The following is a 24316-nucleotide window of genomic DNA, read 5'->3' as shown; positions in this document are numbered from 1 at the left end:
TCTGCTCGTGCGAAAGAGATCAACGAGGCGTATTCCGTTTTGGGGAAGAAGGAAGCACGCGCCGCCTATGATCGGTCGCAGATCAGGCCGTCTGCCCACCGAGCGACCGCGGACCGCCCGTTTCACCCCAGGAAAGCCGGCAGGCGACCGATGCGACCTAGCCCGTCGATGCAGCCCAGCGGTAGCTTCTCGCAGCCGCTACAGCCCAACGAATGGCTGATGGGCCTTTTCCTGCTGATCCTCACCGCCGCACCGATCGCTACAATCCTGGTTCTTTGGAATGAGGAATCCGGATTGGCACCTACGGTTCGACGCAGCGTCACCGCTCATCCCGTGCCCGAGCCTCCTGCAAAAGCCGTCCGTAGCTCACCGGGCACAAAACTCGGACTTGGACAGTCTGCTTCTTAAACTATCGCCCAGTCGGGACATTCGAATTCGCAGGGTCAGGCGCCAAAAGCGGTCGTAACGCGAAGATGAACGAGCGGCCAAAGTTGGGAAGCTGGGAAGGGGTTGGCGACGTCCGCATCTGGGACACAGGACCTAGTCCATTGACAGACCATGCGTAGCGTCTGCTGCGTGACTGGCACTGGGGCGCTCGCCGCGAACGACGACAATGCTGCCGAGCACAATCAGCATTCCGCCGAGAAGGACTGGCCATCCCACCGGATCACCAAAAAGGCCGATGCCGAGAGTGGCACCGATCAACGGCTCGATGTTTATGAACACGCCTGCACTGGCGCTATCGACGCGGGCTGCGCCATACTGCCAGGCGGCCGTGGCAAGGAAGGTGGAGAGGAGACCCTGCCCGATGATCCCGCTCCAAGCGACCGCACTCAGCGCGAGCGGGGGCGCACCATGGAGCAGCAGAGCGATCGGCAGCACGGTGAGCGTCGCGACAATCAATGTGACGGCAGGGACAGCCATCGCTGATCGCGTCACTGGCACGCGCTTCAGCGCCAGCAGCCAAGCCAGGAAGATCAGTAGCGATGCCAACGAGAGTGCGATGCCGATCGCAGTGCCGGCACCGCCCGGCTTGCCGGCAATCAAAGCCGCGCCACCAGTCGCTGCGACGACGCCGATCCATGAGGCGCGTGTGACACGTTCGCCGATCAGATACGCCGAGATTGCTATCAGCGCAGGCATCGCTCCGACCAGCAGGGCAGCAAGAGTGACGGTGACCCCGGCCAGCCCCTCGAACTGGATCACAAAGGCCAATCCGTAAAGCGCGCCCGCCAGCAGCACCGGCAGCGAACGGAACAGCGCTCGAGCCTCCGTCGTGGCAAAGGCGAATGGACCAGCGACGATGCTGGCAACGATGAAGCGGAGCAGCACCATATGCGCCGGGTCGAGTTCGCGCAGTGCTAATTTGCCGAGCGGAAAGCCAAGCCCCCAGGCCAGTCCCGCCAGAGTGAGAGCAAGAAAGGCGAGACGGTTCATGCCGTGTCGTTGCGGTATTTCGCGCCTTTTGGCCATAGGCGGTGCCCGATGAACCAACGTCCGCTATCGTAGAGCCAGAAACGGGCTGCGAATGGCCGCAACTGGGTCGGGGTTGCCGAACCAGATGGTAGCTGGTCATGGAGGCTGGTTGTGAGGCGCAGGATGACTGCCACGTTCCTTTTGTCAAGCTTCGCCTGCGAGGCAAATTTCGCTGTACTCGGCACGCACCGTCTCAAATACCTGCTTCAGATCTAGATAGTTTGCCCGGAATAGCTCGCGGCAGCGGCCAAACGCGGTCCCATCCGAGCTGGCGCGATCAGATACGGAGCGGCCGGCCTCCTCGAGCCGGCTGTGGACCGCGAGCTCCACGTCAAACAGCGTGTCTTCCGAGATCGGCTTGAGCAGGATGTAATGATAGCTCATGTGGGAAGGAACCCATGCCTTGAATGTAGCAGGGTCCCGAGATTCAACATCGGTTGGGGCGAGAGGGTCCCAGCAATTCGGCTGCTTGAAGGGCTGTCTCCTGGCGTGAAAGTCCGCCGGAAGGCATCGCGAGGCGGCTTTGATTGGAAAGTGCCCGTATAACCGGTCGTTGGCGTATGCGAGGCGGTCCGGAAGGGTGTGTACCGCGCAGGCCCCGATCTTCGCGTCCAGCACCGCGCCGCCGCCCCACTCCGTCGTCTTCAGAAGCGTGTAGATCAGCTTGTAATTGGCCATGTCACGCTTTCGCTTTGGGTCCTCGTAGTCGAGGCGTGTTGCAGGTGGGGTATTCATTTTTAGTAAACCCGTCGCGAAGGTCAGGCGACTGTCATTCGCGTACGAACAACCAAACGAAATACGGGCTGTGTTCTGATGAACCGGCGTCCGCTTGTGAGACGGAGCTAGGCCGGTTCGAGCCCCCGCAACTGGGTCAGGCTGCTCGGGCGCTGGCCGAGGCCGGCATCGACCAGTTGATGACGTTCCGCATCATTCATTTAAACATCAGCTTTTGCCGGAAACCGCCGTTTAGATCGCGTAAGCCTGATGTGCAGTTGACGCATACTGCAATTGCCTTTGTAGTGGCGGGATGACGATGACCTTTCAGCGCAACGGGCGAACGGTCCCGTCGCGGCAGTTCTTTGATGGGCTGAAAGACGATGCAATAGAGTTGGCGATGTCCGCAATTATCGAAGACATGCATGGCAAGGCGGCCGCCATCGTCGATCCGGAGACCGGGAAGCACGCCGCAGTCATGGTGCGACGGGTCGGGTCCGATCGCCTTTCGATCCATGCGGACGCGTCGCCGGCGTTCGCCCGAATGCTAGAGGGCCGCTTGGGACTGAGGAATGGAGAAGTGAGGAAAATTACCGAGCCTGCGGCGGGGACGCGGCTGGTCTACCTCGCTCACGCGACCGAGGATAAGTCGATCGCCAAGCCCATCGCGGAGGGTCTGCGCGCCCGCGGCATTGAGGTTTGGTTCGATGACTGGGAGATCGGAATAGGTGACAGCCTACGACAACGCATGGAAGAGGGGTTGGGCGACTGCACGCACTTCCTCGTGCTGCTGACGCCTAAGTCGATCACAAGGCCTTGGGTAGCGGAGGAGATCGACGCGGGGCTGATGCGCGCCGTCGAAGGGTCCGCACGTTTCCTTGGCGTCCGCCACGAGCTCGAGTTGGCCTCCCTTTCGCCCTTTATGCGGACCCGCAAGACTCCTTCGCTCGGCGAGGGGGAGGCAGGCATCGATGAACTGGCCGACGACATCCTCGGCGTCCGATCCAAGCCACCACTCGGGGACGAACCAAAGCACGTCCAGAGCTTCGACACCACAAACGGATGGTCCGTCCCCGCGCAGGCCGTAGCCAAATGGTTCGTAGAAAACAGCCAGCACGGGGGGCTATTCGATCCCCAGACGACGCTCGCGGACTTAGTCACCAACACGGGCATGCCGCTTAATTCGGTGAGGGTGGGGGTGCTCGACCTCGCCGGGTCCGGACTGCTAGAACGTCAGGACTATTACGGCGGCCACGTCGACCTTCATCCGAAGCCCGATCTCTTCGTGACGTTCGATGCTCAATTCAAGGACTGGGATCCGAGCAAGGACGCCCAGAACCTAGCGGTCGCGCTGCTGAACCTCGAGGCCGACCAGGCGGACGCGACCGAAGTGGCAACCGCGCTCGGGTGGCCGCCTCGCAGGTTCAATCCGGCTGCAGCATACCTCGTCTCTGCCGACATCATCAGGGCAATGGAGTACAGCGCGGAGGACGACTATTGGCCGCCGGCGTTCATCCTCGGGGACGAGCTCCTGCGCTTCGTTAGTGACCTTTGATTTCGTCGCAACTCGCCACAAGCTATACTGCCTTGCGGCCGTTCCGGCTTGATCCAGAAGCGGCCTTCTATGCAGGATAGGCGCGTCAATGCTGACCATAAATCAGGTGCGCGCGGCGGCCAGTGCGGAAAGGGTCCGCACCTCCAAATCGGACAAAGAACTCCTGGAGGCGGTGGCCAGCGAAAGGTCCGATCGCTACGACATCTTCCTTTCTCACTCCTTCCGCGACCGCGACCTGATCGTTGGTACCCGCAAGCTCATCATGCAGAGGAAACTGTCAGTCTACGTCGACTGGATCGACGACGGCGACCTCGACCGTGAGGCGGTGGACGGCAAAACCGCAGCGCGGCTGCGGGACCAGATGCGCAGATGCGACACGCTTTTCTACGCCCACTCGCCATCCGCGACGCTTTCGCGCTGGTGCCCGTGGGAGCTCGGCTACTTCGACGCCTTGCAGCACCCCGACCAACAAGTCTTCGTTCTACCGGTCGTGGACGGCGACGAGGGCTACCCGGGACAGGAATATCTTTCGCTCTACCGTATCCTGGACCTCGCGACCTACAAGCACGAGCCGCGCAGAGTACGCGAGGAACGGGAGTTTGAGCTGAAGATGCTCCAATCGGCATTTGGCGTCCGTAAGTAGCAGCGAGCCCGTCTGCCCCCGCACCCATGTCGCTGCGTCAACCGCAAACCGGCGACTTCTTATTGATTGGGTAAACGCTCAACGGTCGAGGAACGGCGCTGGGCGGCGCCGCCTGGACGCGATGGTCGGCTAGTTCGTCAAGCTCTCCGCATCCGCGAGAAGCGTGCCTCTTGTCGCGCGACAACGCGCCGTTCCAAGCCTCGAGCGGCTATTTTCCGTCCGAATTCGACAACTAATGGCCTCTGAGCCACTTGCTCAATTCGGTGGCGGTGTTCGTCTTCTCGTCGAGCACCATCCAGACATTTCCCTGATGTCCCGCCAGTTCGCCATACGCGATCCGGTCGTAGAGGCCGAGATATTCCGAGGACGCCCAGGACTGATCGTAGTTTGAGTCCGAAGCGGGAAAGAGCGCGATGCTGGTCCGAGGTTTCATGCCATCCGCGATGCCGAGCTCCCAGGGGACCCACTTGCTCTCCTTGCTGTTCTTGCTCGCGAGAAGGACGAAGCGGCTCGTGTCGCGGATGCGCGTTTTCAGTAGGGCGGCCGTATTCGCATTTGTGTAGGGCGGCATCTCCGGGTCGATCTCGTCGACGTACACCTTGGTCCCGTGATTTTCGAGGACGAGGATCGCTCCGGCCACCAGATCGTCGTCCTTGCTCGAGTGTGAGAGGAAGGTGGAGCCGGATGGCGACCGGGATCCCGCCGTGTGTCGAAGGTTGGCGGCCCGCTCCGCACCGACCTCCCGCGCGAAGCGCCGCAGATCGTCCCGCGAGGCATACAGCGCCATGCTGGATCAGATCCGCTTGTCGATGCGGGCCAGGATGGCGACCACCAGCTTGACGACCTCCTCTACCGTTATGTCGGCCCGTGCGAGCTCCCCGAGCTCATCGTCCGTCGGGCGCATCGCGTCCCGCCCGGACGTCTCCACTGCGGACCCGGTGAGGAGTTCGGAGATCCGGGCGGCCGCGCCGCCTGTGGAAGCGATGGGGATCATGAAGCAGTCGGCGGCCTTGGCGGCTTCGAACTCGTCGAGCACGCCACCCGCGACCATGGGGGAGCCGGTGGCCGGATCGATCTTCACACCTCCGACGAAGACGACGATGCCGGCGATCCTGGCCAGTTCGGCCCGCAGGGCCACCCACTGGTCCTCGTCGGGCATGCCTCCGGCGATCGGCTGGGGAAATGGGCGGGCGACCAGGCGCCGCTCGAGGTCCCAACCGCCGCCGCATCGGAGCGCGTCGAGGAACCCCGCGACGGAGGCCGACCCGACGACGAGCCCCGCTCCGCTGACCAGGTCGCGGTCGCGATCACCCACCAGCCGGCCGATGGCATGGGCGATGCCATAGGCCTTCGCCAGCCCGTCCCCGACCTCGGGCGGCCAGCTGCCGCTCACCCAAACCCGCCGCGCGGCCACCCGCCGTTCGACCTGCCGCAGGAGGTCGGGCACCTCGGAATAGTCGTCGATCTCGACCACCAGCAGTCCGTAGCGCTTCAGGTCGCGGCTCCAGTGCTTGTGCTGGGTGCTCCGCGCCTCGAATTCGGCGTCCGTGTCGTAGTCGTCGCGCTGCGGCGGGCGTACGATGGCGAAGTGTTCGGGCGGCGCCGACGTGAAGCTCTCCCGGATCAGCGACAGGACGTGCCGGATGTTCAGATCGGTGAAGCTGATGCCAAGGAAGAGCATCGACATGCTGGAGAGGTGCGCTTGCAGCAAGGGCAGGAAGGCGCCACGCTTAGATCGATAGAGTTCGTAGTCGTCGGTCGAGATGACGACGTCGTCCAGCCGCTCGACCGAGCCATGCATCTTAAAGAGGCGGGTCGCCCCCGGCTTCGCGCGTAGGGCGAGATCGGCGGCGCCGGACACGGTGTCCAGCGGCCGGTTGACGCCGCCGAACGCGCGTTCGACCAGCGTGTCGTAGTTCGTGGTCCAGATGAACTTGACCGGCAGGCGGGCGATGACCTCTAGGGTCGCCGGCACGGGGCGCTCCACCCCGATCTGCTCCTTGATGACGTTCCTGACGCGGGTCGCGGATCCGTTCTCCTGGATGCTCCACTGTGCAAGCGCGGCCAGGTCGTGGAGCTCGCCGGACTTCACGCCCAGTTCCTCGCCGACCTCGGTAAGGAGGGAGGCCCACGAGGGATACCCGGCGCCCATGGACACGCCGGCGCCGACGAACACGGCGCCACCTCCAGAGATGAGGGCTTCGGGATAGTCCTTCAGGAATCGCTTAGTCGTCGCTGCACCGGCCATCTCGTTGCCTCTCTCAGACGTTCAGTTACGACCCCGGATGGTGATCGCGTTCTCGATCCACTGCTCTATCCCGTTCGAGATCGAGGCGTAGACTGCCCTGCTGTCGCTGCCGCTTGGGGTGATCAGCGGCGCGACGGACGACAGCTTGCGGTTGGTGCCGCCGATGGTGATCGCGTCGAAGGGGTTGGCGCCGGCTACCGACGTCTGACTGTGGCGATCGAGCAGCCTGTCGATCCGGATCCCCAGAACTCCCCTCCTATCGTCCCAGGCCTTGATGATCTCGTGTATCACCCAGGGGCGGCTTGCGGTCTGCGCCCCAACCAGGACGACCACGCAGCTCTTCCCGTACATGTTGTCGGCGATCCATTTCTCGATGGATGCCTTACCCTTGCGCTTGACCTCCTCCCAGGCATTAGGCGTGCAGAGGGGTTGGCCCTCGAGTGCGCCCATGTTCCTGATCTGCTGCGTCCGCCAGTAATCCTGGTCGAAGTGGAAGCTGAAGAATACCCGACGTGCCACGTTATTCCCCTAGTGATTGCTCGAAGACTGATGTGTTCGAAGACCCGATCTTTTTGCCACGGCGTCTGACGTTTCGATTCTGATCGCAAGTTTGGCTTCAGTTTCCGATCAGTTCCTAGGTTTCGTTGGCGGCACCAAGTCGTAGAGTCGAGTAAGTGCAGCCAGACCGGTGATGCCCTTCGTTTGACCCAGCCAGTTGTTGTAGGTCTGGCCATCTATTTCGCTCAAGTGATCGAGGTCCACGTCGTAGCGCACCTTGAGTTCCGCATCGTAGCTCTCGGTGGCGGCGGTCGTCCTGGTGCGTCTGTGTGCTTCGGGCGAACGCTTCTCGATCAGGCGGGTCATGGCGATCTCGGAATAGATCCACGGCGAGTCCGTCGTGCTTCCCTGGATGTAGTCGCGCGAGGATATAGAATGCGGGGTGTTGATGAAGATGATGCACTCGCAACGGTCGATCATCCGAGACAGCGCGACCGAGAGCATCATGTGGACATGCGACGTCGAACGGTTCCGCTTCTGGTAGTTGTAGGTTCGCGCCTCATCGTTGTAGCAGAACTCATCGTCCAGGACTTTGAGCAGATCGTTCGCATAGCCCCAGACGGCCGAGTCAACGAACGACGTGAGGCCGAAACGCCTGTGGAGATGTCCGGATAGACCGAGCGCGAGCTCGCTGTCCTTGTGTGCATGCGAGATGAAGACCTGCGCGTCGATCTCGGGAAACCAGGCGGCAGTCATTTTCTTGGAGAGCAGATCGCCCGAGTGACCGCGAAACTGACTCAGGCGACCGTCCACCAGGCGTTTATTCTCCTGGTGAAGCGAACCGCCTACATCCTTGTATTCGTGGAAGGAGTTATCGGGCACGGAGAGTTCGAAACCACGGAACATGTAAGGTCCTCGGAAGATGGCGGCGTTAGGTTGCTGATCGCCGACCCGCTCCAGTTCCGTCAGCCTGCGCTATCACGACTGGCGGGTCCAGCCGTCAGGCCCGATTTTCGTTCCATTCGGTAGCGGCGATTAGGACACGCTCCCCGAGGCTGCAGGTGCGTGGCCACCTTTATACCCTCACGAACAACAACGGCAGTCCGGGCAGCGACCCAATTTCTTTACTCCTGTAACAACGGTCGAACGCACGCCGAATGTCGGCCTCTTAGCAAGAGCTGCCATTTGACATATAGGAAGCGAACGTCGGCAATGTCCCAGTTTTCGCCTCTGCATCGGTCCTCCAGGGTGAACCCAACCCGATGAACGAATGTCTGCAGTTGGGAAGCACAAAATGGGCGCTGAGCGTCCATGATTGGGTCTGGACCGACGGGATCGAAATCTAGCTTGCGGTGCGACGCACCCAAACTGCTAAGCAAGCCGTGAAGGCCGCTGAAAGCGCCGCAGATGCCAGAACGGCTTGGCTCAGAGTTTCAACCATCAACAAATTTCCCTTTTGTTCAACGGTGCGAACGCTCGGCCCATGCGGTAAGGTTCACGGCGAGGACCATAAGCGCATGACAATTCTACCGAACGCCACGCCAAAGACCTTACCGGATTCGTCGCGTCGCGCGGCCGCTTTCAAGAGAATGCGGGAGGCTCAAAGGACCGAGGTCGCAGAGGATTACGTTGAACTGATCGGCGACCTGATTGCCATGATAGGGGAGGCGCGGCTGACCGATCTCGCTGAGCATCTTGGCGTTAGCCAGGGGACTGCCGCAAAGGTGGTTCAGCGGCTACAACGAGAGGGGCTTGTCGAAAGCCTGCCCTATCGCTCGATCTTTTTGACGGAGCACGGCGCGCAGGTAGCGGCAATGTCGCGGGATCGTCACCGCATAGTCCATGATTTCCTCCGCGCGCTGGGCGTAAGCGAGTCTGCCGCGGACGCTGATGCGGAAGGCATTGAGCATCATGTAAGTCAGGAGACGCTTGCCGCGTTCATCCGATACACCAGGACCTTGTCCGCGGAACGGTAGATGCCTTGCCAATCATCCGCAACTTAGCCAAGGCTAAACATCAAAGCCTTGGTAAACTGGATGGATGATGATCGTGACCGCCTTGATGATGGCCACTGCGCCTGTTGCAGCGGAGCAGAGACAGGGGGCGGAACCGGAACCGGGGCAAGTTGCGCAAACGACATCCGGGACGCCGATCCCCGACCGAAGTTATCCCGATATCGTCGTGACCGGCCGCAGCGAGCACCGCATCGGTACGGCCCAGTCCGCAAGCGAGGGCGTCGTTTCGGGTGGAGAACTGCGCAGCCGCCCGCTATTGCGCACTAGCGAGCTGGCCGAAGCCGTGCCCGGGATGATCGCCGTCCAGCATTCGGGGGGCGGCAAGGCCGCGCAGTATCTCATCCGTGGCTACAACCTAGATCACGGTACCGATTTAAGCATCGCGGTAGATGGAATGCCGTACAATCTGCGCAGCCACGCGCACGGTCACGGCTATCTGGATCTGAACGGTCTGATCCCGGAGACGGTCGATCGCATCGCCTATCGCAAAGGACCCTATAGGGCCGCCGATGGCGACTTCTCGTTCGTCGCAGCCGCATCGCTCGACACGCTCGATCGGTTCGAGCATGCGTTCGCGTCAGTGACGGCCGGCAGTTACGGATACCGTCGGCTTGCGGTTGGCGGTTCGCTTGACGCAGGTCCGGGGACGCTGTTGCTCGCGACCGAAGTGAAGGCAAGCGATGGCCGTTGGGAGTTGCCTGAACGGCTGCGCCACGTCGGTGCGTTCGGCAAATATACGATCGAAACCGGAATGGGCACGCTGCGTGCGAGCTTGTCGCTGTACGATGCGCGCTGGCAACCAACCGAGCAGATACCTGTCCGCGCCATCGGTAACCACATCCCCGACAGATTCGGCACGCTGGATCCGTTCCTGCGCGGCAGCACGAACCGGGAGATCTTTACTCTGGGTTTGGCCGGTGACCGGCTGACGGTGACGGCCTATGTGCAGCATTACCGGTTCGACCTGTTATCCAACTTCACATTCTTCTTGAACGATCCGGTCCGCGGTGACGAACTGGAACAGGCCGAAAACCGCTGGACTTTTGGCGGTCGGATTACCCGACGATTCGATCTCGGCGATCAACTGAAGCTGACGATCGGCGCCGACGGCCAGACCGACCGGATCGATGGCCTCGGTCTGTATCATACGCGATTCGGTGAGCGGATCGGGACAACCAGTCTAGTCGACGCAGCCGAGACATCGCTCGGCGGGCATATCGAAGCCAATTGGAAGCCTGGAGATCGGATTAGCCTGCTCGCTGGCGCGCGGATCGACCATTTTCGGTTCCGAACCACGGCCCGCGCCGGCAACGGGTTTAGCGGTGCGGTAAGCGATACCATCGCCACACCGAAAGCCGGCGCCAGCGCCCAAGTCGCGCGTGGATGGGCGGTCTATGCGAATTTTGGGCAGGGCTTCCATTCCAATGCGGTTCGCGGTGTGACCGCCCCGACTGATGCGACACCAGCGCTTGCGCGTGCGACCGGATACGAGATGGGCACAAAGTTCGAGCGTGGTCCCCTCGTCCTGTCGATCGATCGGTGGTGGAGTCGGGCATCGAGCGAACTGGTTTATTCGGGCGACGACGGCACGGTCAGTCCGACCGGCCCGAGCCGACGCCGTGGCTACGAAATTACCGCCTACCTCAAGCCCGTGCGCTGGCTGGCGATCGACGCAGTCTACGCCACCAATCACGCGCGGTTCGTAGATGCGCCGGGAGCAGACCGCATTCCCAACGCCCTGGAGCAAGCGGGTGAATTCGGCTTGGCGACGATGTTCAACCGCTTCGACGCGGCATTGCGCGTGCGTTATCTGGGGCGCCGCTCGTTGGTGGAAGACAACAGTGTTCGATCCCCCGCCACCACTGTCGTCAACCTGCGCGCGACACGCCGGTTCGGTCGCATAGAAATGTCCGCGGAGCTGCTCAACGTCTTCGACACCGCGCGCGCCGACGCGGATTATTTCTATGGGTCCCGTCTGCCAGGCGAGCCGGTCGAAGGTATCGAAGATATCCACAGCCGCGCCGTCGAACCCAGGATGGTACGGATTGGCGCGACGGTGCTACTCTGAAACTGTGCGTTCGCGTGACACTGCTCGAGTTGCAAAAGCCGTCAGCTGTTGATAGCGCCTCGCATTAGTTATTGGTATAAAGCGAGCACCGTATCCTTCCTGGGCATATCGATCTTAATCTGCTCGCCACGCTGGCCGTGCTGCTGCAGACGAAGAGCGTAACCGGGACGGCACGCAGGCTTGGACTGAGCCAGCCCACGATCAGCCGCTCGCTCGCCGAGCTACGACAGATCCTCGGGGATCCACTCCTGGTGCGAACCAACGGCGGGATGCAGCGGACGCACCGGGCTGACGAGCTGGTCGCTCCTGTCGAACAATGGCTAGCATCGACCTCCGCACTGCTTCATTCGCCTACATTCGATCCTGCTGCACTCGATCGTTGCTTTCGGATCGCATCGACGGATTACGGCGTGCTCACAGTCATCGCGCCAGCACTGGAGGCCATCACGATCGGTGCTCCGTTGCTGACGGTCGATATCGTCCCGTTCAGCGCGGACATGATGCAGAAGATGGCGTCGGGAGAGATCGACCTCATCATTTCCGGACTGGGGTCCGACCATCCCGCGGTGCGCGGTCGATCGCTGTTTACCGATACCTATACCTGCATCATGCGGGCAGGGCATGATCTTGCCACGTCGGACGATGCGCTGACGCTGGATGCGTTCTTCGCATGGCCGCATGTCGGCATCGTAGTCAGCGACCTCGCGGTAGACGGGGTCGAGGTCCGGCTGGGCGCGCGCAGCGGCGAGCGCCGCGTCACCGTGCGGCTTCCGTATTTTCATGCTGCACCGTCACTTATCGCGGGCAGCGACGTGCTGATGACGCTGCCGACACGCGCGGCCATGCGGTTCGCCGCCAGCTATGGCCTGGCAACCAGGCCCGCACCCGTTGCCATCGACAATCTCGATTATCGGTTGCTGTGGCATGACCGCAGTGTGCGTGACCGTGCGGTGATCTGGCTGGCGGACATGCTGACCCGGTATTGTGCATCCGCAAGCTGAATATGGCTTATTCGGATTTGGGGTCTGGCCCCTTATTGTATCCCAACGCATAGAGTTGCGAACGACTTGCAATAGCAAGCAGCAAACGGGAACCTTCATGCCGATCATCTTAAACCGCTCCTCGGCGGCGCTCATCGCGCTCGCTTGCTCCACATCCGCGCTTGCGTCGGACCCAGCGCCGGATTCGCAAGGCCAGACGACCCGTGCCGATGAGATCGTCGTGACCGCTTCGGGCGGTCGCGAGCAACAGGTCAAGGACGCACCGGCATCGATCAGCGTGCTGACTCGCGAGGATCTGGACCGCCTGCCCTATCGCGAAGTGACCGATGCCTTGCTGGAGATCCCGGGCGTTACCGTTACGCCGGGCGAGGGCAATAGTCGCGACATATCGATCCGCGGCATGGCGCCCCAATATACGCTGATCCTCGTAGACGGTAAGCGCTTGTCGAGCCGCGAAACGCGAACCAACGGCGGCAACATATCGGAGGGCGGGCAATTGCCGCCGCTCGAGGCGATCGAGCGGATCGAGGTGGTACGCGGACCGATGTCCTCCCTGTACGGGTCGGACGCGATGGGCGGTGTCGTCAACATCATCACGCGGCGCATCGCCAAGACATGGCGCGGCAGCGCTCGGGTCAACGGCACGATGCAACTGGGCTCCGATTACGGCAACGTAGCCGACGGCAACTTCTACCTGTCCGGTCCGATCGCCGGCTCGGTCGGTATCCAGGTTCAGGGGGCTGCGACCCGACGCGGCGAGGACAGCGTCATTGGCGGCACGCCAGAGCGCCGGGACGAGAGTCTGGCGGGGAAGCTCGGATGGAACGCAGGGCCCGACCACAGCTTTCTCGCCGAACTGGGGTATTACCGACAGACCGTGACCGCAACAGCGGGCAAGACGGTCGCGACCAGCGCGACGGTGCCGACCGGTATGGAAAACGTTCAGGCACAACGGCGCTATGTCGGCTCGATCAGTCATTCCGGGCGCTGGGGCTTCGCAACGTCGGAAAGCTATCTGCAGCTTGAGGATGCGAAGAGCCTGCAGGACGGCAAACGGATCAAGAACACGATCGCGCAGTCAATCTGGATGGTGCCGCTGCCCGCCAACGCCTTGAGCGTCGGTGCCTATTACCGCAACGAGGATCTGACGGACACGGTCGGCAACCTCCTTGCGGGATCAACGCGCGACGGCGCAAGCCGACGGCAGGTGGCCGTGTTCGCCGAAAACGAGCTGACGGTGCTGACCGGACTCCGGCTGACCGGCGGCCTGCGGATGGACGACGACCAGCAATATGGCACGAACTGGACGCCGCGGGTCTATGCCGTGTGGAACATCGACCGGGCCTTCACGCTGAAGGGCGGTTATTCACAAGGCTTTCGCGCGCCGAACCTGCGCCAGACGCTGCCGGACTGGGGCCAGTCGAGCCGCGGCGGTACGATCTACGGCAACCCCGATCTGGAGGCGGAGACTTCGCGGACGATCGAGGCCGGATTGTTGTTCGACGGCGGCACGTTCCAGGCCAGCCTGACCGCCTACGACACGCGGTTCGACGACAAGATCACGCGGGTGACCTGTGTCGTAGCTGCGGCGTGGTGCAGCGGCGAGCCGCTAAGCTCGATCGGGCGGCCACCGACCACCTATGTCAACGTCGACAAGGCAAAGGTCCGCGGAATCGAGGCGACGATCGACGTGCCGCTGACCTCTACGCTAAGGGTCAATGCGACCGGTACGCTCACGGACTCCGAGCAGCTGAGTGGTGCCAATATCGGTGCGGCGTTGAACGATACGCCCAAGCAGCAGGCGAGCGCCTCGCTAAACTGGAAGCCGACAACTCGATTGAGCGGCTATATCCGCGGCATATTCCGTGGCGAAGAGGCAATCACCGAGGCGCAGATTAGCGGCAACGCGACCGTCGCACCGTCCTACACGACCGTCGATATCGGCGCATCGTACAAGGTCTCGCCTCGGTTCACGCTGCATGGCGGCATGCAGAACGTACTGGACAAGCGCTTGAGCTATGACCGGTTCGGGTACGTCATCGATCCAGCACGGATTTGGCTGGGGATCGGCACGCGGTTCTAGCTTTGGGCTACACTTTGGCTCTGACGGTTACCCAGATTTCGTCCCGGTAGCAGAGCTTACTGAAGGGACATTGGTAGGCCGACGGCAACAGCATTAAGGAAGAGATCGACGCATGTTGAGTAGCTATACGTTGCTGACGAAAACGCTTGTTGTCGGCCTGCTGGGTGCGACGTTGGCAACTGGATCAGCGTCCGCGAAGGACGTGGTCGTGCCGCACGCCAAAGGCGAGATCGTGCTTCACGCCGCGCCTACCAAGGCCGCGGTCTTCGATCTCGCGTCCCTCGACATTCTGCGCGCGCTCGGCGTGGAAGCGGTTGCCGGGGTTCCCCAAGGCGCAGAGGGCAAGAGCAAATTTCCGGCGCATCTGGCTCAGTATGCCGATGCAAAATATCGTAATGTCGGCACGGTGTTCGACCCGGACATTCCGGCTTTGACGGAGCTGCGGCCCGATCTGATTGTGATTGGGGGCCGCTCGTCCAAGGCCTATGACGCGCTCACCGGCATCGCGCCGACGATCGATATGTCGTCGTCGTCTACGGATCTTGCCGCGCTGACTATCGCCAACACGCGAACGCTCGGTCGGATCTTCCACGTCGAGCGGCGCGCTGATCGCCGGACCGCCGCGTTCGCGGCGCTGGTCGGGAGATTGCACGCACAGGCAGGCAAGGCCGGAACTGGTCTGCTTCTGTTCGGGGCGGGAGAGAGTGTAACGGTTCAGGCACCGGGCGATCGGTTTGGCCATGCTTATGATTTCATCGGTATCCGTTCCGCCATCCCAGCGGTAAAGCGGTCACCATCGGCCTCGGCACGCGATGTACGCCCCGCAATGGGCTCGCCTGAGGCGAGTGCCCTACGAGATACTCAGCAGAAGGCGTTAGCAACAGCACTTGCCACCAATCCCACTTGGATTTTCGTTATCGACCGCAACGCTGCTACCGGTGGCGAACCCAGCACGATTACCGAAAAACTCGCGGCGAATGCTGCTGTTGCTGCCACTAGCGCGTGGAAGGCCGGGCGGGTGATCTATCTCGATCCTAAGACGTGGTACATCGTCGGCGCCGGGATCAATGCGCTTTCGAGGAGCGCGGAGGAAACGTTGAGGGCGTTACAGGCGGGTTAGCATAGCGGAGTCCCTACTCAGCGAGGCACACTAGCAAACTCGCAAGCAAAATCTGTACTTTGGCAACCTGAACGAAAGTCCCAATTTGGGGAGCAAGAAAGCGCACGCGAATGACCGCAACTGGGTCACCGCTACATCAAGGAAATAGGATAAACTGCTGTTTAGCTGCCGCCTGCGTTCTGAATTACTGAACTCGAACGTAATCGGGTAAGGTCTGATACGGATTGATTATCAGGTTGTGATGAAACCCCAACCTTTTCTGGTGCTTTATCGCCACCCCGCATCGACAAAGTAGTCATGACCAGTGCACATTTTCGCATCGTCCGACGCGAGAAATAGAACTAACGCCGCAACATCGGCTGGTTGCACCCTGTTTTTTAAGCACTGTGCAGAAACGATCGCTGCCTCACCCTCGGGCGTATACCATAGCTCTTGACGGGGAGTCTGAACGTTGCCCGGTACGATCGTGTTCACTCGAATGTTATCGCTTCCGAGATCACGCGCCAAGCCACGAGTAAGGCCTTCGATGGCGGCCTTACATGTTTGGTAAAGGACGAGCTCGGGCAAGCCCAAGTGCCAACTTATCGATCCAAAATTTAGGATGACGCCACCGCCGGCACGCTTCATCGACGGAGCAGCAGCTTGGGCTGCAAAGAACTGATGGCGAAGATTGACGTTCAGGCGCTGGTCCCAATACTCGGGCGTCACGTCCTCAAGCGCGTGTCGATCGTCGTTGCCGGCGTTGTTGATGAGGATGTCGATCCCCCCAAGGGATTCGGCAAGGTCCGTGATCGCCGTCTTCAAATTGGCCAGATCGCTGAGGTCGCAGTGAAGGTAGAGAGGGACATACGCCGCGTCGGAACTCAGGCGGGAGACCAGGGCCTTGCTGGCATCGTCCGCGATGTCGACGAAAGCGACGCGACATCCCTGAGCGACGAAGGCTTCCACGAGACCTTCGCCGATACCGGAACCGCCCCCCGTGACGAGAACTCGCTTGCCCGAAAGGCTAGGATAGATCGCACGGACAGTGGCGAAACTTAAAAGAGATGACATGCTGTTGGTCTCCAGCGGTGACGCCTGGTCATCTTGGCGCCGCAGGTCAATTTAGATCGGATTCCGAGTAGTATCGGTTCCGCAGTCCGTTCGAAAATGCTCCGGCGAAGGCGATAGCCGTCGCCGGAGATCACGCCTAAAGGCGGATACGGACGCCAGTTGTTATGTATCGGCCAGTAACGTCGTAGATCGAACGGAACGTCGAGATGGCGAGACCGGGATTCGATCCGATCCCGGTGATCGGATATCCCCGGTCGAATAGATTGTTCACCGTTGTGAAAACCTGGAATGTTCCGGACGCTGTCTTGATATCGTAGCTTAGGTTTAAATCGGTATATGCGACGGCACCGACCTTGTTCTTGTCGTACACGAAGATCTTCGAACGATTATAGCTGCCGATGTAGCGTTCTTGCCCACTGATCGTGAAGCCGCCGTTTGTATAGGTCAGATCGAGCGTGCCCCTCCATTTCGGCATTGGAAAGGGCTGGTTCCCGGTATCGGAGAAGTCGGCGTTGCCAGCGTATTCGAGCGGGGCGGATCCGGCAACGCTCTGCGAGGTGTAGCTAAACAGCCTCGTCGTCAGCAGCCGGCTCGAAAGGCTGCCGCCGAACAATGACGTCCGGTACGACGCTTCCACGTCCAGCCCCTTGGTGCGGACACTGGCAACGTTCGTCTGGAATATGTTGACTCGACTTGGGAAATTCGCGGCCGAGGTGTTGGTCGGGCCGAGTGGCCTGACGACTTGGCTGCAGACCGGGCTGGCGTAGTTGCTGTTGGCGCAAAGGTCGAGCACCTGGACGCTCGTATACTGGCTGGCGATCGCGTCCCTGATCCTGATGCGGTAGTAGTCCGCCGAGATCGCGAACCCAGGCAGGAACGTCGGCTGGAAGACCAAGCCGGCAGTCAGCGTCGACCCGATTTCCGGCGTCAGGTTGGGGTTGCCTTGATTCACCTCGTTGTACTGGGCGAGCTGGTTGGTGAGCTTGTCCGAGTAGCTCTGGACCCGCAAAGAAGGGCCGGCGAACAGCTCGTAGAGGGTGGGTGCCCTGATATCGCGCGACAGGGTCACTCGCGCCTTGAGGCCTGCGCCCGGTTCATAAGTGCCGCCCAATTTCCATGTCTGGACCGAGCCGGATGTGGAATAGTCCGTGTACCGGAACGCGCCGTTCAAATCGAGTGACTTGCCGATGACGGAGTCCTTCGCAAGCGGCAGGACGATCTCGCCGAAACCCTCCTTGATGGTGTACCTGCCCTTGGCGAACGGGACGTTGGTGAACGAGAATGCGCCGGCATTGGTCGGCACGCCCCGGATGCCGGTGAAGTCGGGTGGCGTCGCCGGGTTGCTATTGCTGACCTGATCCAGCGTCTGACGGCGGTATTCTCCGCCGACGACTATCGATACCGGACCAGCCCAAGTCGAAAACGGTTCTCCCGAAATGCTTCCCTGCGCGTCGTGCATGGTGTTGGTCGCGCGCCAGAACGTCTGCTGCATCACATACGACATCGCCGCTTGCGACGCGTTTCCGACGCCGAGGATATTGAGCGGAACGCAGCCGTCCTGCAGGCCGGGATTGGTGACGGTGATCCGGCACGCGATCTGCCCTGCTGAATTTCGCACGGCGTCGACCGCGGCGTAGTACCGCGGCAGGTTCAGATCGCGTGCCGACGAGTCCAGGCGAGTCCAGCCATAGGTGTAGTTCAGGTCCCATTTGAAGCTGCTGCTGCCGAACCGTCCGTCCAAACCCGCGGTGCCGATCGCCGACTGGGTCTTCTGCCGCGCCGAATAGAAGGGGAAGTCGGCGAGGAAACGGCCCGTCGTGAAGCTGGGCGTGGCTCCAAGCAGAGAGCGATCTGCCGGGTTCAGGAACGCGTTCTCCGCAAAGATCCGCGTGCTGGCGGTCGCACCGTTGCGCGTGACCGGCTGCGGCGAGTCCGAATTCACCGCTCGGTTGTACGTTCCTTGGACGTAGGCGGTGATGTCGCTGCCCAGGTCGTACGATACCCGCCCCAGATACTGCTCGGTCGTCGCTGCCGCGCTCAACGTACTCCGATCCGCTGGGAAGACCGTCCCATCGCCACCGAACGCCAGACCCGCGCGACCCGTGGGCGTGCCGGCGTTGAAGGGGCCTACCCGACCGTTCGGGAGGAATTGCTGCCCCCGGAGCGGTCCATCCACGATGTAGCCGCCATCGGCGACCGTGGAGAACCGCACGTTGGCGACGTTCCTGAAGGGATCGGCCGTAGTGCCGGAACCGATCACCGCATAGTTCTCGTTGATACCGGCGCGCGACGACTTCAGTGCGATGCCATCCGAATGATATCGCTCGGCACTGCCGATGACATGAAGCTTGTCGTCCAGGAAGCTTTTACCAAAGGCTGCGCCAATCCGCGTCGATCCGCTGTCGCCGCGCGTCGAGATGCCGGCCTGGCCGAGCAGCTTCAGGCCAGTGAACTTCTTATCCAGCACGAAGTTGACCACGCCGGATACCGCGTCCGAGCCATAGGCGGCGGACGCGCCACCGGTCACGACGTCGACCCGCTCGATTAGCAGTTGCGGTATCATGTTGGCGTCGGTGCCGCCCGCGTTGCCCGTCGGCGGCAGGCGGAGCCCGTCCTGAAGGATCAGAACGCGTTGTGGGCCAAGGGAGCGCAGGTTTAGGTAGTTTCCCGTCCGTACCCGCCCGGCGTTCGAGCCACGATCCTGTGCGTTGCTGATTGACCCGGTGAAGACGGGCAACTGGTTCAGCCCGTCCGCCAACGTGCCAGGGGCCTTCGCATTCAAGCTGTCGGTGGACAGCATCGTCACGGGGGTCGGAGCCGAATAGCCGGCGCGCGCGACACGCGATCCGGTGACGACGATGTCCTCGACCGCAGTGGCGGCCGGATCGTCCTGTCCGGACTGCTGCCCTGCCGATGCATCAGCTGTGGGGGGCGCATCGGCCGACGGTCCGGCGGCCACCGTTGCGTCATCGCGCTGAACGGCCGGCGAGATTGGCGCTTGGTACGTCTGCGCCTCCGCAAGAGGCGGAACTAGGGCGCTGCTTGCGAGCAGTGCGATTACGAGACTCTTGTTCATGCATCTCTCCCCTATCGTGCGGCTTCGTTGGCCGATCCGTTCGTTGCGCACGGCCTTTCGGAAACGTGCGGCGAACACCGCCTTGAAGAGGGCTGAGCCCTCTTCAAGGCGGTGTTCAGCAGGGGTAGAGCTCATTTCGTCGGCGCGCTCGCCGACGAAATGTGACCGTTGACCCAAAGCCACATGTAAACTGAGCTAACAAGTGGCTGGCGTCAATAGTCGTTTACTGGTCTCGTGATCCGTCCGTCACGCGCTGTCGGACCCGGTCGAGATGATAGCGCATCGCTAGGCTCGCGCCCTGTGAGTCGTGGCGTGCGATCGCGTCGTAAATCGCCCTGTGCTCGTCCAAGACGCGTCTTGCGCGCTCCGGGCTGCGCTCCTTCGTCAGTCCTAGCGCGATGACCATGCCACGGCGGATCGCGTCGTCGAGCGACTGAAGGACTTGCTCGAATAGGATGTTGCCGCTCGCCGCGGCAACGGCCTGATGAAAGGCGAAATCGGCCGACGCGGTGATCGCGCCATCTTGCATCTGCTGCTCCAAGAGTTCTAGCGCGCGTCCGATTCGTTTCAGTTCGGGCAGGGAGTGACGGGTCGCAGCCCACGCGGCAGCCTCCCCCTCGATGGCGAGGCGCAGTTCCAAGCAACGCAGCATGTGAGCGACGTCGCTGGGCTGTGAGAATCGCGTGAGACCTTCGGGAGGCGCGTTCTGAACGACGGTGCCGAGACCCTTGCGCGTCAGCACCATACCGTCGGCCTGGAGGCGGACGAGTGCCTGCCTGACAACGGGCCTGGACACGTTAAATAACTCGCACAGCTTGTTCTCGGAGGGCAGCTTGTCTCCGGGGCGAAGGGTACCGGACGCGATCTGCTCCAGGATCTGGCCGTAGAGCCTGTCTCCGAGACGTTCCTTCTTTTCGGGCACCAGGATCAGATTGCTCATTTCAGTACACCTTCAAGGAACATCCCGACGTTAGCTAGCACGATTGCATCGAGTTGACAGCGGACGCTCACCTGTAAATAAGGGTTACAAGATAGATCAACGGGAGGGGTAGCTTGATGGCCACGGAAGCGGAAGGTCGCCTGCGGCAGGCGCTGCGGGGCGTGTCGGGCATTCTGGTCACCCCTTTCGACCCTGACGACGCGATCGCTCCTTTGCGGCTCGCGCCGGTGGTGGATCGCGCGGTGAAGGCAGGGGTGTCGGTTCTCGTCGCGAACGGCAATACTGGCGAATTCTACGCGCTGACGACGGGCGAGGCCGAGGCCATGGTTCACGCGACCTCCGAGCTGATCGACGGTCGGGTACCGTTAGTTGCTGGCGTTGGTCGCGGCATCGGCGACGCACTCGCGCTGACGCGCGCATCGCGGAAGGCGGGCGCGAGTGCGTTGATGATCCATCAGCCGCCAGACCCGTTCGTCGCACCGCGTGGTGTTGTCGCGTATGTGTCCCGGATCGTCGAGGAGGCGCAGGGGCTTCCGGCCCTGCTCTATCTGCGCGACGACGGCATCGGCTTGGACGCGATTGTCGATCTCTGTGGCATTCCTGGGGTAGTCGGAGTGAAATGGGCGTGTCCGACGCCGTTGAAGCTGGCTGATGCCATAAGGGCGACGGATCCGCGATTGGTATGGAGCGGCGGACTCGCCGAAACTTGGGCACCTGCGTTCTACGCCGTGGGCGCACGTGGCTTCACGTCGGGTCTGATCAACGTCTGGCCCGAGCGCTCGGTCTCTATTAGCGCCGCGTTGGAATCGGGCGACTACGTACAGGCTCGATCGTTGATCGAGGGGATTGTCGGCTTCGAGGTCCTGCGGTCCGAAGAGCGGAACGGCGCGAATGTGTCGGTCGTGAAGGCAGCGCTGCAGATCCTCGGCGACGATTGTGGATCGCCCCGCGTCCCCGCGGCCTGGCCGCTGCCCGACGACACGTGGCGAGCTCTGCGTCAGCTGCTCGAGGAGATTCCTGCCTCGGCCTCTGCTGGTTTGCCGACGGTGCGCTGACTTCCCGGGCCAGATCTCGCGTGAAACGAAACGGCGCAACCACCGCCAGGCTAAGGATAGGGACGGCGTTATGAAGATCGATCGGCTCCGCGCATTCATGACCAGGGACGGCGGGCGGCCTAGGGTCCTCGTAGCCATCGACACCGACGAGGGGGTCACCGGTTGGGGCGAGTGTTACAATCACGGACCCGATCGCGCCCTGCTGCCGATTCTCGATTATCTGGCCGACTTTATCGCGGGACATGATCCACGCCGGATCGAGTACCTCATCCAGTTGCTGGTTCAGCAAGCGCGCTTTCCGCCCGGCGCTCTGGGGTTGGCGGCGATCTCCGCGATCGACCACTGCCTATGGGACATCTCAGCCAAAGCGTTGAACGTACCGGTTTACATGCTGCTCGGTGGCCACGCACGCGATCGGATCAGAGTCTATTCGGGTGTCTACACAGCGCCCGACGTTCCCGCGGCCGCTGAGACGATGGCTATGCTCAACGAGGATTGGGGCTTCAATGCCTTCAAGCTCAGCCCGTACAGGATCGATATACACGCAAACCGCTGGGGCGAGGTTGTCCGTACCAGCGCGGAGTATTTTCGGACACTCCGCGAGACGACCGATCCGACCTTCGATATCGCATTCGATGCGCATGCGAAAATTTTCGAGCCACGCCTAGCTTCGCAACTCGGCAATGCGCTGGCGCCGTACGACCCGCTGTTTTTCGAAGAGCCGATCAGGCCTGAAAACTTCGAACGATGGGGGGAACTTCATCGCAGTCTGAATTGCACGCTGGCGACCGGTGAATCCCTTTACAGCCGTTTCGAGTTTCTGCGTCTGCTCCAGGTCGGCGGATGCGACATCATCCAACCCGATATCTGCGTCGTCGGGGGCTTGTTGGAGATGCGGAAGATCGCTGCCATCGCGGAAGCGCACTACGTGACCGTCGCACCGCATAACCCGATGGGACCGCTCGCGACCGCGGTGAACCTGCACTTTTGCGCCGCCCAACCCAACTTCAAGATACTCGAATATCGGTTGCCGAACGCCGACGTCCTACCTGCAGGCCGCGCCGGGATGGTAGGGGAGGCGGTCGGAGACGCGCACTATGTGACCGACCCCTATCTGCCACGCGAGGGTCATCTGGAACTGCGCGCGGATCGGGCGGGGTGGGGCGTCGAGATCGACGAAGCCCATCTCGCGACCGACCGGTACGTCCACTGGGAACGCCGCGTTCCCAGACGGCCCGACGGTTCGTTAGCGTTCGCCTGAGCCATGGATAGAACAGATCCGGAGACGTCAAAGCGGCTGGACTCCGATGGGAAGCCGCGCGGGCGGCATCGGCGCTTCCTAGTGCTGGCCTTGATCACGACCGTACTCGCGTTGAGCACGGGTGACCGAGCGACGCTTTCGGTGGCGGCGCCCGGCCTCGCAAAGGATCTCGCGATCGATCCGCTGTCGATGGGTTGGCTCTTCTCAGCATTCTCGTGGAGCTACTTCCTTGCGCAGATACCCGCGGGCTATCTGGTCGATCGCGTAGGCTCGCGCATCGCCATCCTGGTGGCCCTCGTCGGCTGGTCGATCGCGACGATCCTGACCAGCGGCGTAGGGTATGTGGCAGCGCCAATCGTCGTGCTTTATGCGCTACGCCTTCTGCTCGGAATCCTGGAGGCACCGGTGACCCCTGCATGTTCGCGGATCATCGCCGCCTGGTTCCCTTCAGACGAACGCGGCGTGGCAGGTGCGATCTTCAATTCGGCGCAGTATCTCTCGCTGGCGGTGTTCACACCCTTGATGGGCTTTCTCTTCCACTACGCCGGATGGCAACACATCTTCACCGTCATGGGCGGTCTGGGGCTGGTCCTCGCCATGATCTGGTGGTGGGAGTATCAGGCTCCTGACAGCGACACACGGCTTTCGCGCGAAGAGTATGACGACATCACTGCGCGGGGCGCGCTGACACAGCTCGGAAGCGCGTCGTCGAAGGTTGATGTGACTCACATGGTTCCGGCGGGGAAAGTAATCCGCAGCCTTCTGTCGAACCGGATGCTGCTAGGGATTTTCTTCGCCCAGTATTGCGTCGCTTCACTGTCGACCTTCTTCATCTCGTGGTTCCCGAGCTACCTCGTCGAGGCCCGGCATTTCTCGATGCTCCAGGCCGGGTTCGTGGCGGCGCTCCCGGCGATCTGCGGATGCCTTGGCGGCGTGTCCGCCGGCTTCTTCTCGGACTGGCTGCTCCGCCGCACGGGCTCGCTGACGATCGCGCGTAAATTGCCAATCACTCTTGGTCTTGGGCTGAGCGCCACCATCATCCTGTGCAACTATACCGCTGCAAATGCCGTCGTGGTCGCGATCATGTGCGCGGCGTTCTTCGGCAAGGGCTTCGGCGCACTCGGTTGGACCGTAATTGCCGATACCGCGCCCAAGGAGGCGATCGGCGTCACGGGCGCGCTTTTCAATGCGGCAGGCAGCGTCGGGGGCATCATCACCCCGATAGCAATTGGAGCGATCGTCAGCCGGACAGGCTCGTATGATGGCGCGCTGATCTATGTCGGGTGCCACGTCCTGGCGGCTGTTGCCGCATACTGGCTACTCGTAGGGCGGATCGAACGGTATCAACTCGCCGAGCCGAAGGCAGGATAGGGCGTCACGCGTGACGTGCACCTGCCCGCCGATCGAAACACGCCTGCCTCTCACCATCGTTTCAAACAGTTTGTTCGGTCGTTGCCAGTGGCCGACACCATGAACGAACGTCCGAAGTTGGGAGGCGGGGAGGGGCACG

Annotated in this window: 20 protein-coding genes; 11 read left to right on the top strand and 9 right to left on the bottom strand. The window is 61.8% G+C overall.

The window, feature by feature from the left end; all coding sequences use genetic code 11:
* Positions 1-408 (top strand): hypothetical protein (locus tag C8J46_RS21110; protein ID WP_207894203.1); only part of this gene is annotated, 408 nt, incomplete at its 5' end.
* A gap of 132 nt (positions 409-540) precedes the next feature.
* On the opposite strand, the gene C8J46_RS16115 is transcribed toward C8J46_RS21110, so the two are convergent.
* The gene (locus C8J46_RS16115) at positions 541-1437 is read right to left on the bottom strand and encodes a DMT family transporter (RefSeq protein ID WP_132741340.1); all 897 of its coding nucleotides are present in this window, start codon (positions 1435-1437) and stop codon (positions 541-543) included.
* Positions 1438-1620: 183 nt separating this feature from the next.
* Positions 1621-2154, bottom strand: a complete 534-nt coding sequence (locus C8J46_RS16110; RefSeq protein ID WP_132741338.1) for a hypothetical protein — start codon at positions 2152-2154, stop codon at positions 1621-1623.
* Between the two features lie 349 nt (positions 2155-2503).
* Between C8J46_RS16110 and C8J46_RS16105 the strand changes: the two genes are divergently transcribed.
* The gene (locus C8J46_RS16105) at positions 2504-3745 is read left to right on the top strand and encodes a toll/interleukin-1 receptor domain-containing protein (RefSeq protein WP_132741336.1); all 1242 of its coding nucleotides are present in this window, start codon (positions 2504-2506) and stop codon (positions 3743-3745) included.
* Between the two features lie 88 nt (positions 3746-3833).
* A complete protein-coding gene (locus C8J46_RS16100) occupies positions 3834-4388 on the top strand; it encodes a toll/interleukin-1 receptor domain-containing protein (RefSeq protein ID WP_132741334.1) in 555 nt (184 codons plus the stop codon).
* Between the two features lie 232 nt (positions 4389-4620).
* Here C8J46_RS16100 and C8J46_RS16095 read toward each other — a convergent pair whose 3' ends face one another.
* The 4 genes from C8J46_RS16095 to C8J46_RS16080 form a co-directional block, all read right to left on the bottom strand.
* A complete protein-coding gene (locus tag C8J46_RS16095) occupies positions 4621-5175 on the bottom strand; it encodes a toll/interleukin-1 receptor domain-containing protein (RefSeq protein ID WP_132741332.1) in 555 nt (184 codons plus the stop codon).
* A gap of 6 nt (positions 5176-5181) precedes the next feature.
* Positions 5182-6636 (bottom strand): SIR2 family protein, encoded by a 1455-nt coding sequence (locus C8J46_RS16090; protein WP_132741330.1) that lies wholly within the window; start codon positions 6634-6636, stop codon positions 5182-5184.
* A gap of 21 nt (positions 6637-6657) precedes the next feature.
* Positions 6658-7155, bottom strand: coding sequence for a TIR domain-containing protein (locus C8J46_RS16085; protein WP_132741328.1), 498 nt, complete (start codon positions 7153-7155; stop codon positions 6658-6660).
* Positions 7156-7263: 108 nt separating this feature from the next.
* The gene (locus tag C8J46_RS16080) at positions 7264-8040 is read right to left on the bottom strand and encodes a hypothetical protein (protein WP_207894202.1); all 777 of its coding nucleotides are present in this window, start codon (positions 8038-8040) and stop codon (positions 7264-7266) included.
* Positions 8041-8516: 476 nt separating this feature from the next.
* Here C8J46_RS16080 and mntR point away from each other — a divergent pair, with 476 nt between their 5' ends.
* The 5 genes from mntR (at position 8517) to C8J46_RS16055 (ending at position 15421) form a co-directional block, all read left to right on the top strand.
* Positions 8517-9110 (top strand): manganese-binding transcriptional regulator MntR, encoded by a 594-nt coding sequence (gene mntR / locus C8J46_RS16075; protein WP_243643446.1) that lies wholly within the window; start codon positions 8517-8519, stop codon positions 9108-9110.
* A 67-nt stretch (positions 9111-9177) separates the two neighbouring features.
* Positions 9178-11217 (top strand): TonB-dependent receptor, encoded by a 2040-nt coding sequence (locus C8J46_RS16070; RefSeq protein WP_165886594.1) that lies wholly within the window; start codon positions 9178-9180, stop codon positions 11215-11217.
* Positions 11218-11309: 92 nt separating this feature from the next.
* Positions 11310-12218 (top strand): LysR family transcriptional regulator, encoded by a 909-nt coding sequence (locus C8J46_RS16065; RefSeq protein WP_132741322.1) that lies wholly within the window; start codon positions 11310-11312, stop codon positions 12216-12218.
* A gap of 97 nt (positions 12219-12315) precedes the next feature.
* Positions 12316-14301, top strand: a complete 1986-nt coding sequence (locus C8J46_RS16060; RefSeq protein ID WP_132741320.1) for a TonB-dependent receptor — start codon at positions 12316-12318, stop codon at positions 14299-14301.
* Positions 14302-14413: 112 nt separating this feature from the next.
* The gene (locus tag C8J46_RS16055) at positions 14414-15421 is read left to right on the top strand and encodes an ABC transporter substrate-binding protein (protein WP_132741318.1); all 1008 of its coding nucleotides are present in this window, start codon (positions 14414-14416) and stop codon (positions 15419-15421) included.
* A gap of 267 nt (positions 15422-15688) precedes the next feature.
* On the opposite strand, the gene C8J46_RS16050 is transcribed toward C8J46_RS16055, so the two are convergent.
* The 3 genes from C8J46_RS16050 to C8J46_RS16040 form a co-directional block, all read right to left on the bottom strand.
* Positions 15689-16474 (bottom strand): SDR family oxidoreductase, encoded by a 786-nt coding sequence (locus C8J46_RS16050; protein ID WP_132741316.1) that lies wholly within the window; start codon positions 16472-16474, stop codon positions 15689-15691.
* Positions 16475-16610: 136 nt separating this feature from the next.
* Positions 16611-19550, bottom strand: a complete 2940-nt coding sequence (locus C8J46_RS16045) for a TonB-dependent receptor (RefSeq protein WP_165886593.1) — start codon at positions 19548-19550, stop codon at positions 16611-16613.
* Between the two features lie 223 nt (positions 19551-19773).
* Positions 19774-20490 (bottom strand): FadR/GntR family transcriptional regulator, encoded by a 717-nt coding sequence (locus C8J46_RS16040; protein ID WP_132741312.1) that lies wholly within the window; start codon positions 20488-20490, stop codon positions 19774-19776.
* A gap of 116 nt (positions 20491-20606) precedes the next feature.
* Here C8J46_RS16040 and C8J46_RS16035 point away from each other — a divergent pair, with 116 nt between their 5' ends.
* From C8J46_RS16035 to C8J46_RS16025, 3 genes are all read left to right on the top strand, one after another.
* Complete coding sequence (locus tag C8J46_RS16035) at positions 20607-21545, top strand: dihydrodipicolinate synthase family protein (RefSeq protein WP_132741309.1); 939 nt, start codon at positions 20607-20609, stop codon at positions 21543-21545.
* 70 nt (positions 21546-21615) lie between these two features.
* Positions 21616-22806, top strand: a complete 1191-nt coding sequence (locus C8J46_RS16030) for a mandelate racemase/muconate lactonizing enzyme family protein (RefSeq protein ID WP_132741307.1) — start codon at positions 21616-21618, stop codon at positions 22804-22806.
* An 81-nt stretch (positions 22807-22887) separates the two neighbouring features.
* Positions 22888-24177 (top strand): MFS transporter, encoded by a 1290-nt coding sequence (locus tag C8J46_RS16025; protein WP_207894201.1) that lies wholly within the window; start codon positions 22888-22890, stop codon positions 24175-24177.
* Positions 24178-24316 lie beyond the last annotated feature (139 nt).

Origin of the sequence: Sphingomonas sp. PP-F2F-A104-K0414 (genome assembly GCF_004340945.1) — a bacterium.
Classification (GTDB): domain Bacteria; phylum Pseudomonadota; class Alphaproteobacteria; order Sphingomonadales; family Sphingomonadaceae; genus Sphingomonas.
This window is presented reverse-complemented; position numbering and strand designations above follow the sequence as displayed.

Excerpts from the sequence above, each read along its gene's own strand:
- C8J46_RS16115 (WP_132741340.1), bottom strand. The coding sequence starts at position 1,437 with ATGAACCGTCTCGCCTTTCTTGCTCTCACTCTGGCGGGACTGGCCTGG.
- C8J46_RS16110 (WP_132741338.1), bottom strand. The coding sequence starts at position 2,154 with ATGGCCAATTACAAGCTGATCTACACGCTTCTGAAGACGACGGAGTGG.
- C8J46_RS16105 (WP_132741336.1), top strand. The coding sequence starts at position 2,504 with ATGACGATGACCTTTCAGCGCAACGGGCGAACGGTCCCGTCGCGGCAG.
- C8J46_RS16100 (WP_132741334.1), top strand. The coding sequence starts at position 3,834 with ATGCTGACCATAAATCAGGTGCGCGCGGCGGCCAGTGCGGAAAGGGTC.
- C8J46_RS16095 (WP_132741332.1), bottom strand. The coding sequence starts at position 5,175 with ATGGCGCTGTATGCCTCGCGGGACGATCTGCGGCGCTTCGCGCGGGAG.
- C8J46_RS16090 (WP_132741330.1), bottom strand. The coding sequence starts at position 6,636 with ATGGCCGGTGCAGCGACGACTAAGCGATTCCTGAAGGACTATCCCGAA.
- C8J46_RS16080 (WP_207894202.1), bottom strand. The coding sequence starts at position 8,040 with ATGTTCCGTGGTTTCGAACTCTCCGTGCCCGATAACTCCTTCCACGAA.
- C8J46_RS16070 (WP_165886594.1), top strand. The coding sequence starts at position 9,178 with ATGATCGTGACCGCCTTGATGATGGCCACTGCGCCTGTTGCAGCGGAG.
- C8J46_RS16060 (WP_132741320.1), top strand. The coding sequence starts at position 12,316 with ATGCCGATCATCTTAAACCGCTCCTCGGCGGCGCTCATCGCGCTCGCT.
- C8J46_RS16055 (WP_132741318.1), top strand. The coding sequence starts at position 14,414 with ATGTTGAGTAGCTATACGTTGCTGACGAAAACGCTTGTTGTCGGCCTG.
- C8J46_RS16050 (WP_132741316.1), bottom strand. The coding sequence starts at position 16,474 with ATGTCATCTCTTTTAAGTTTCGCCACTGTCCGTGCGATCTATCCTAGC.
- C8J46_RS16045 (WP_165886593.1), bottom strand. The coding sequence starts at position 19,550 with ATGAACAAGAGTCTCGTAATCGCACTGCTCGCAAGCAGCGCCCTAGTT.
- C8J46_RS16040 (WP_132741312.1), bottom strand. The coding sequence starts at position 20,490 with ATGAGCAATCTGATCCTGGTGCCCGAAAAGAAGGAACGTCTCGGAGAC.
- C8J46_RS16035 (WP_132741309.1), top strand. The coding sequence starts at position 20,607 with ATGGCCACGGAAGCGGAAGGTCGCCTGCGGCAGGCGCTGCGGGGCGTG.
- C8J46_RS16030 (WP_132741307.1), top strand. The coding sequence starts at position 21,616 with ATGAAGATCGATCGGCTCCGCGCATTCATGACCAGGGACGGCGGGCGG.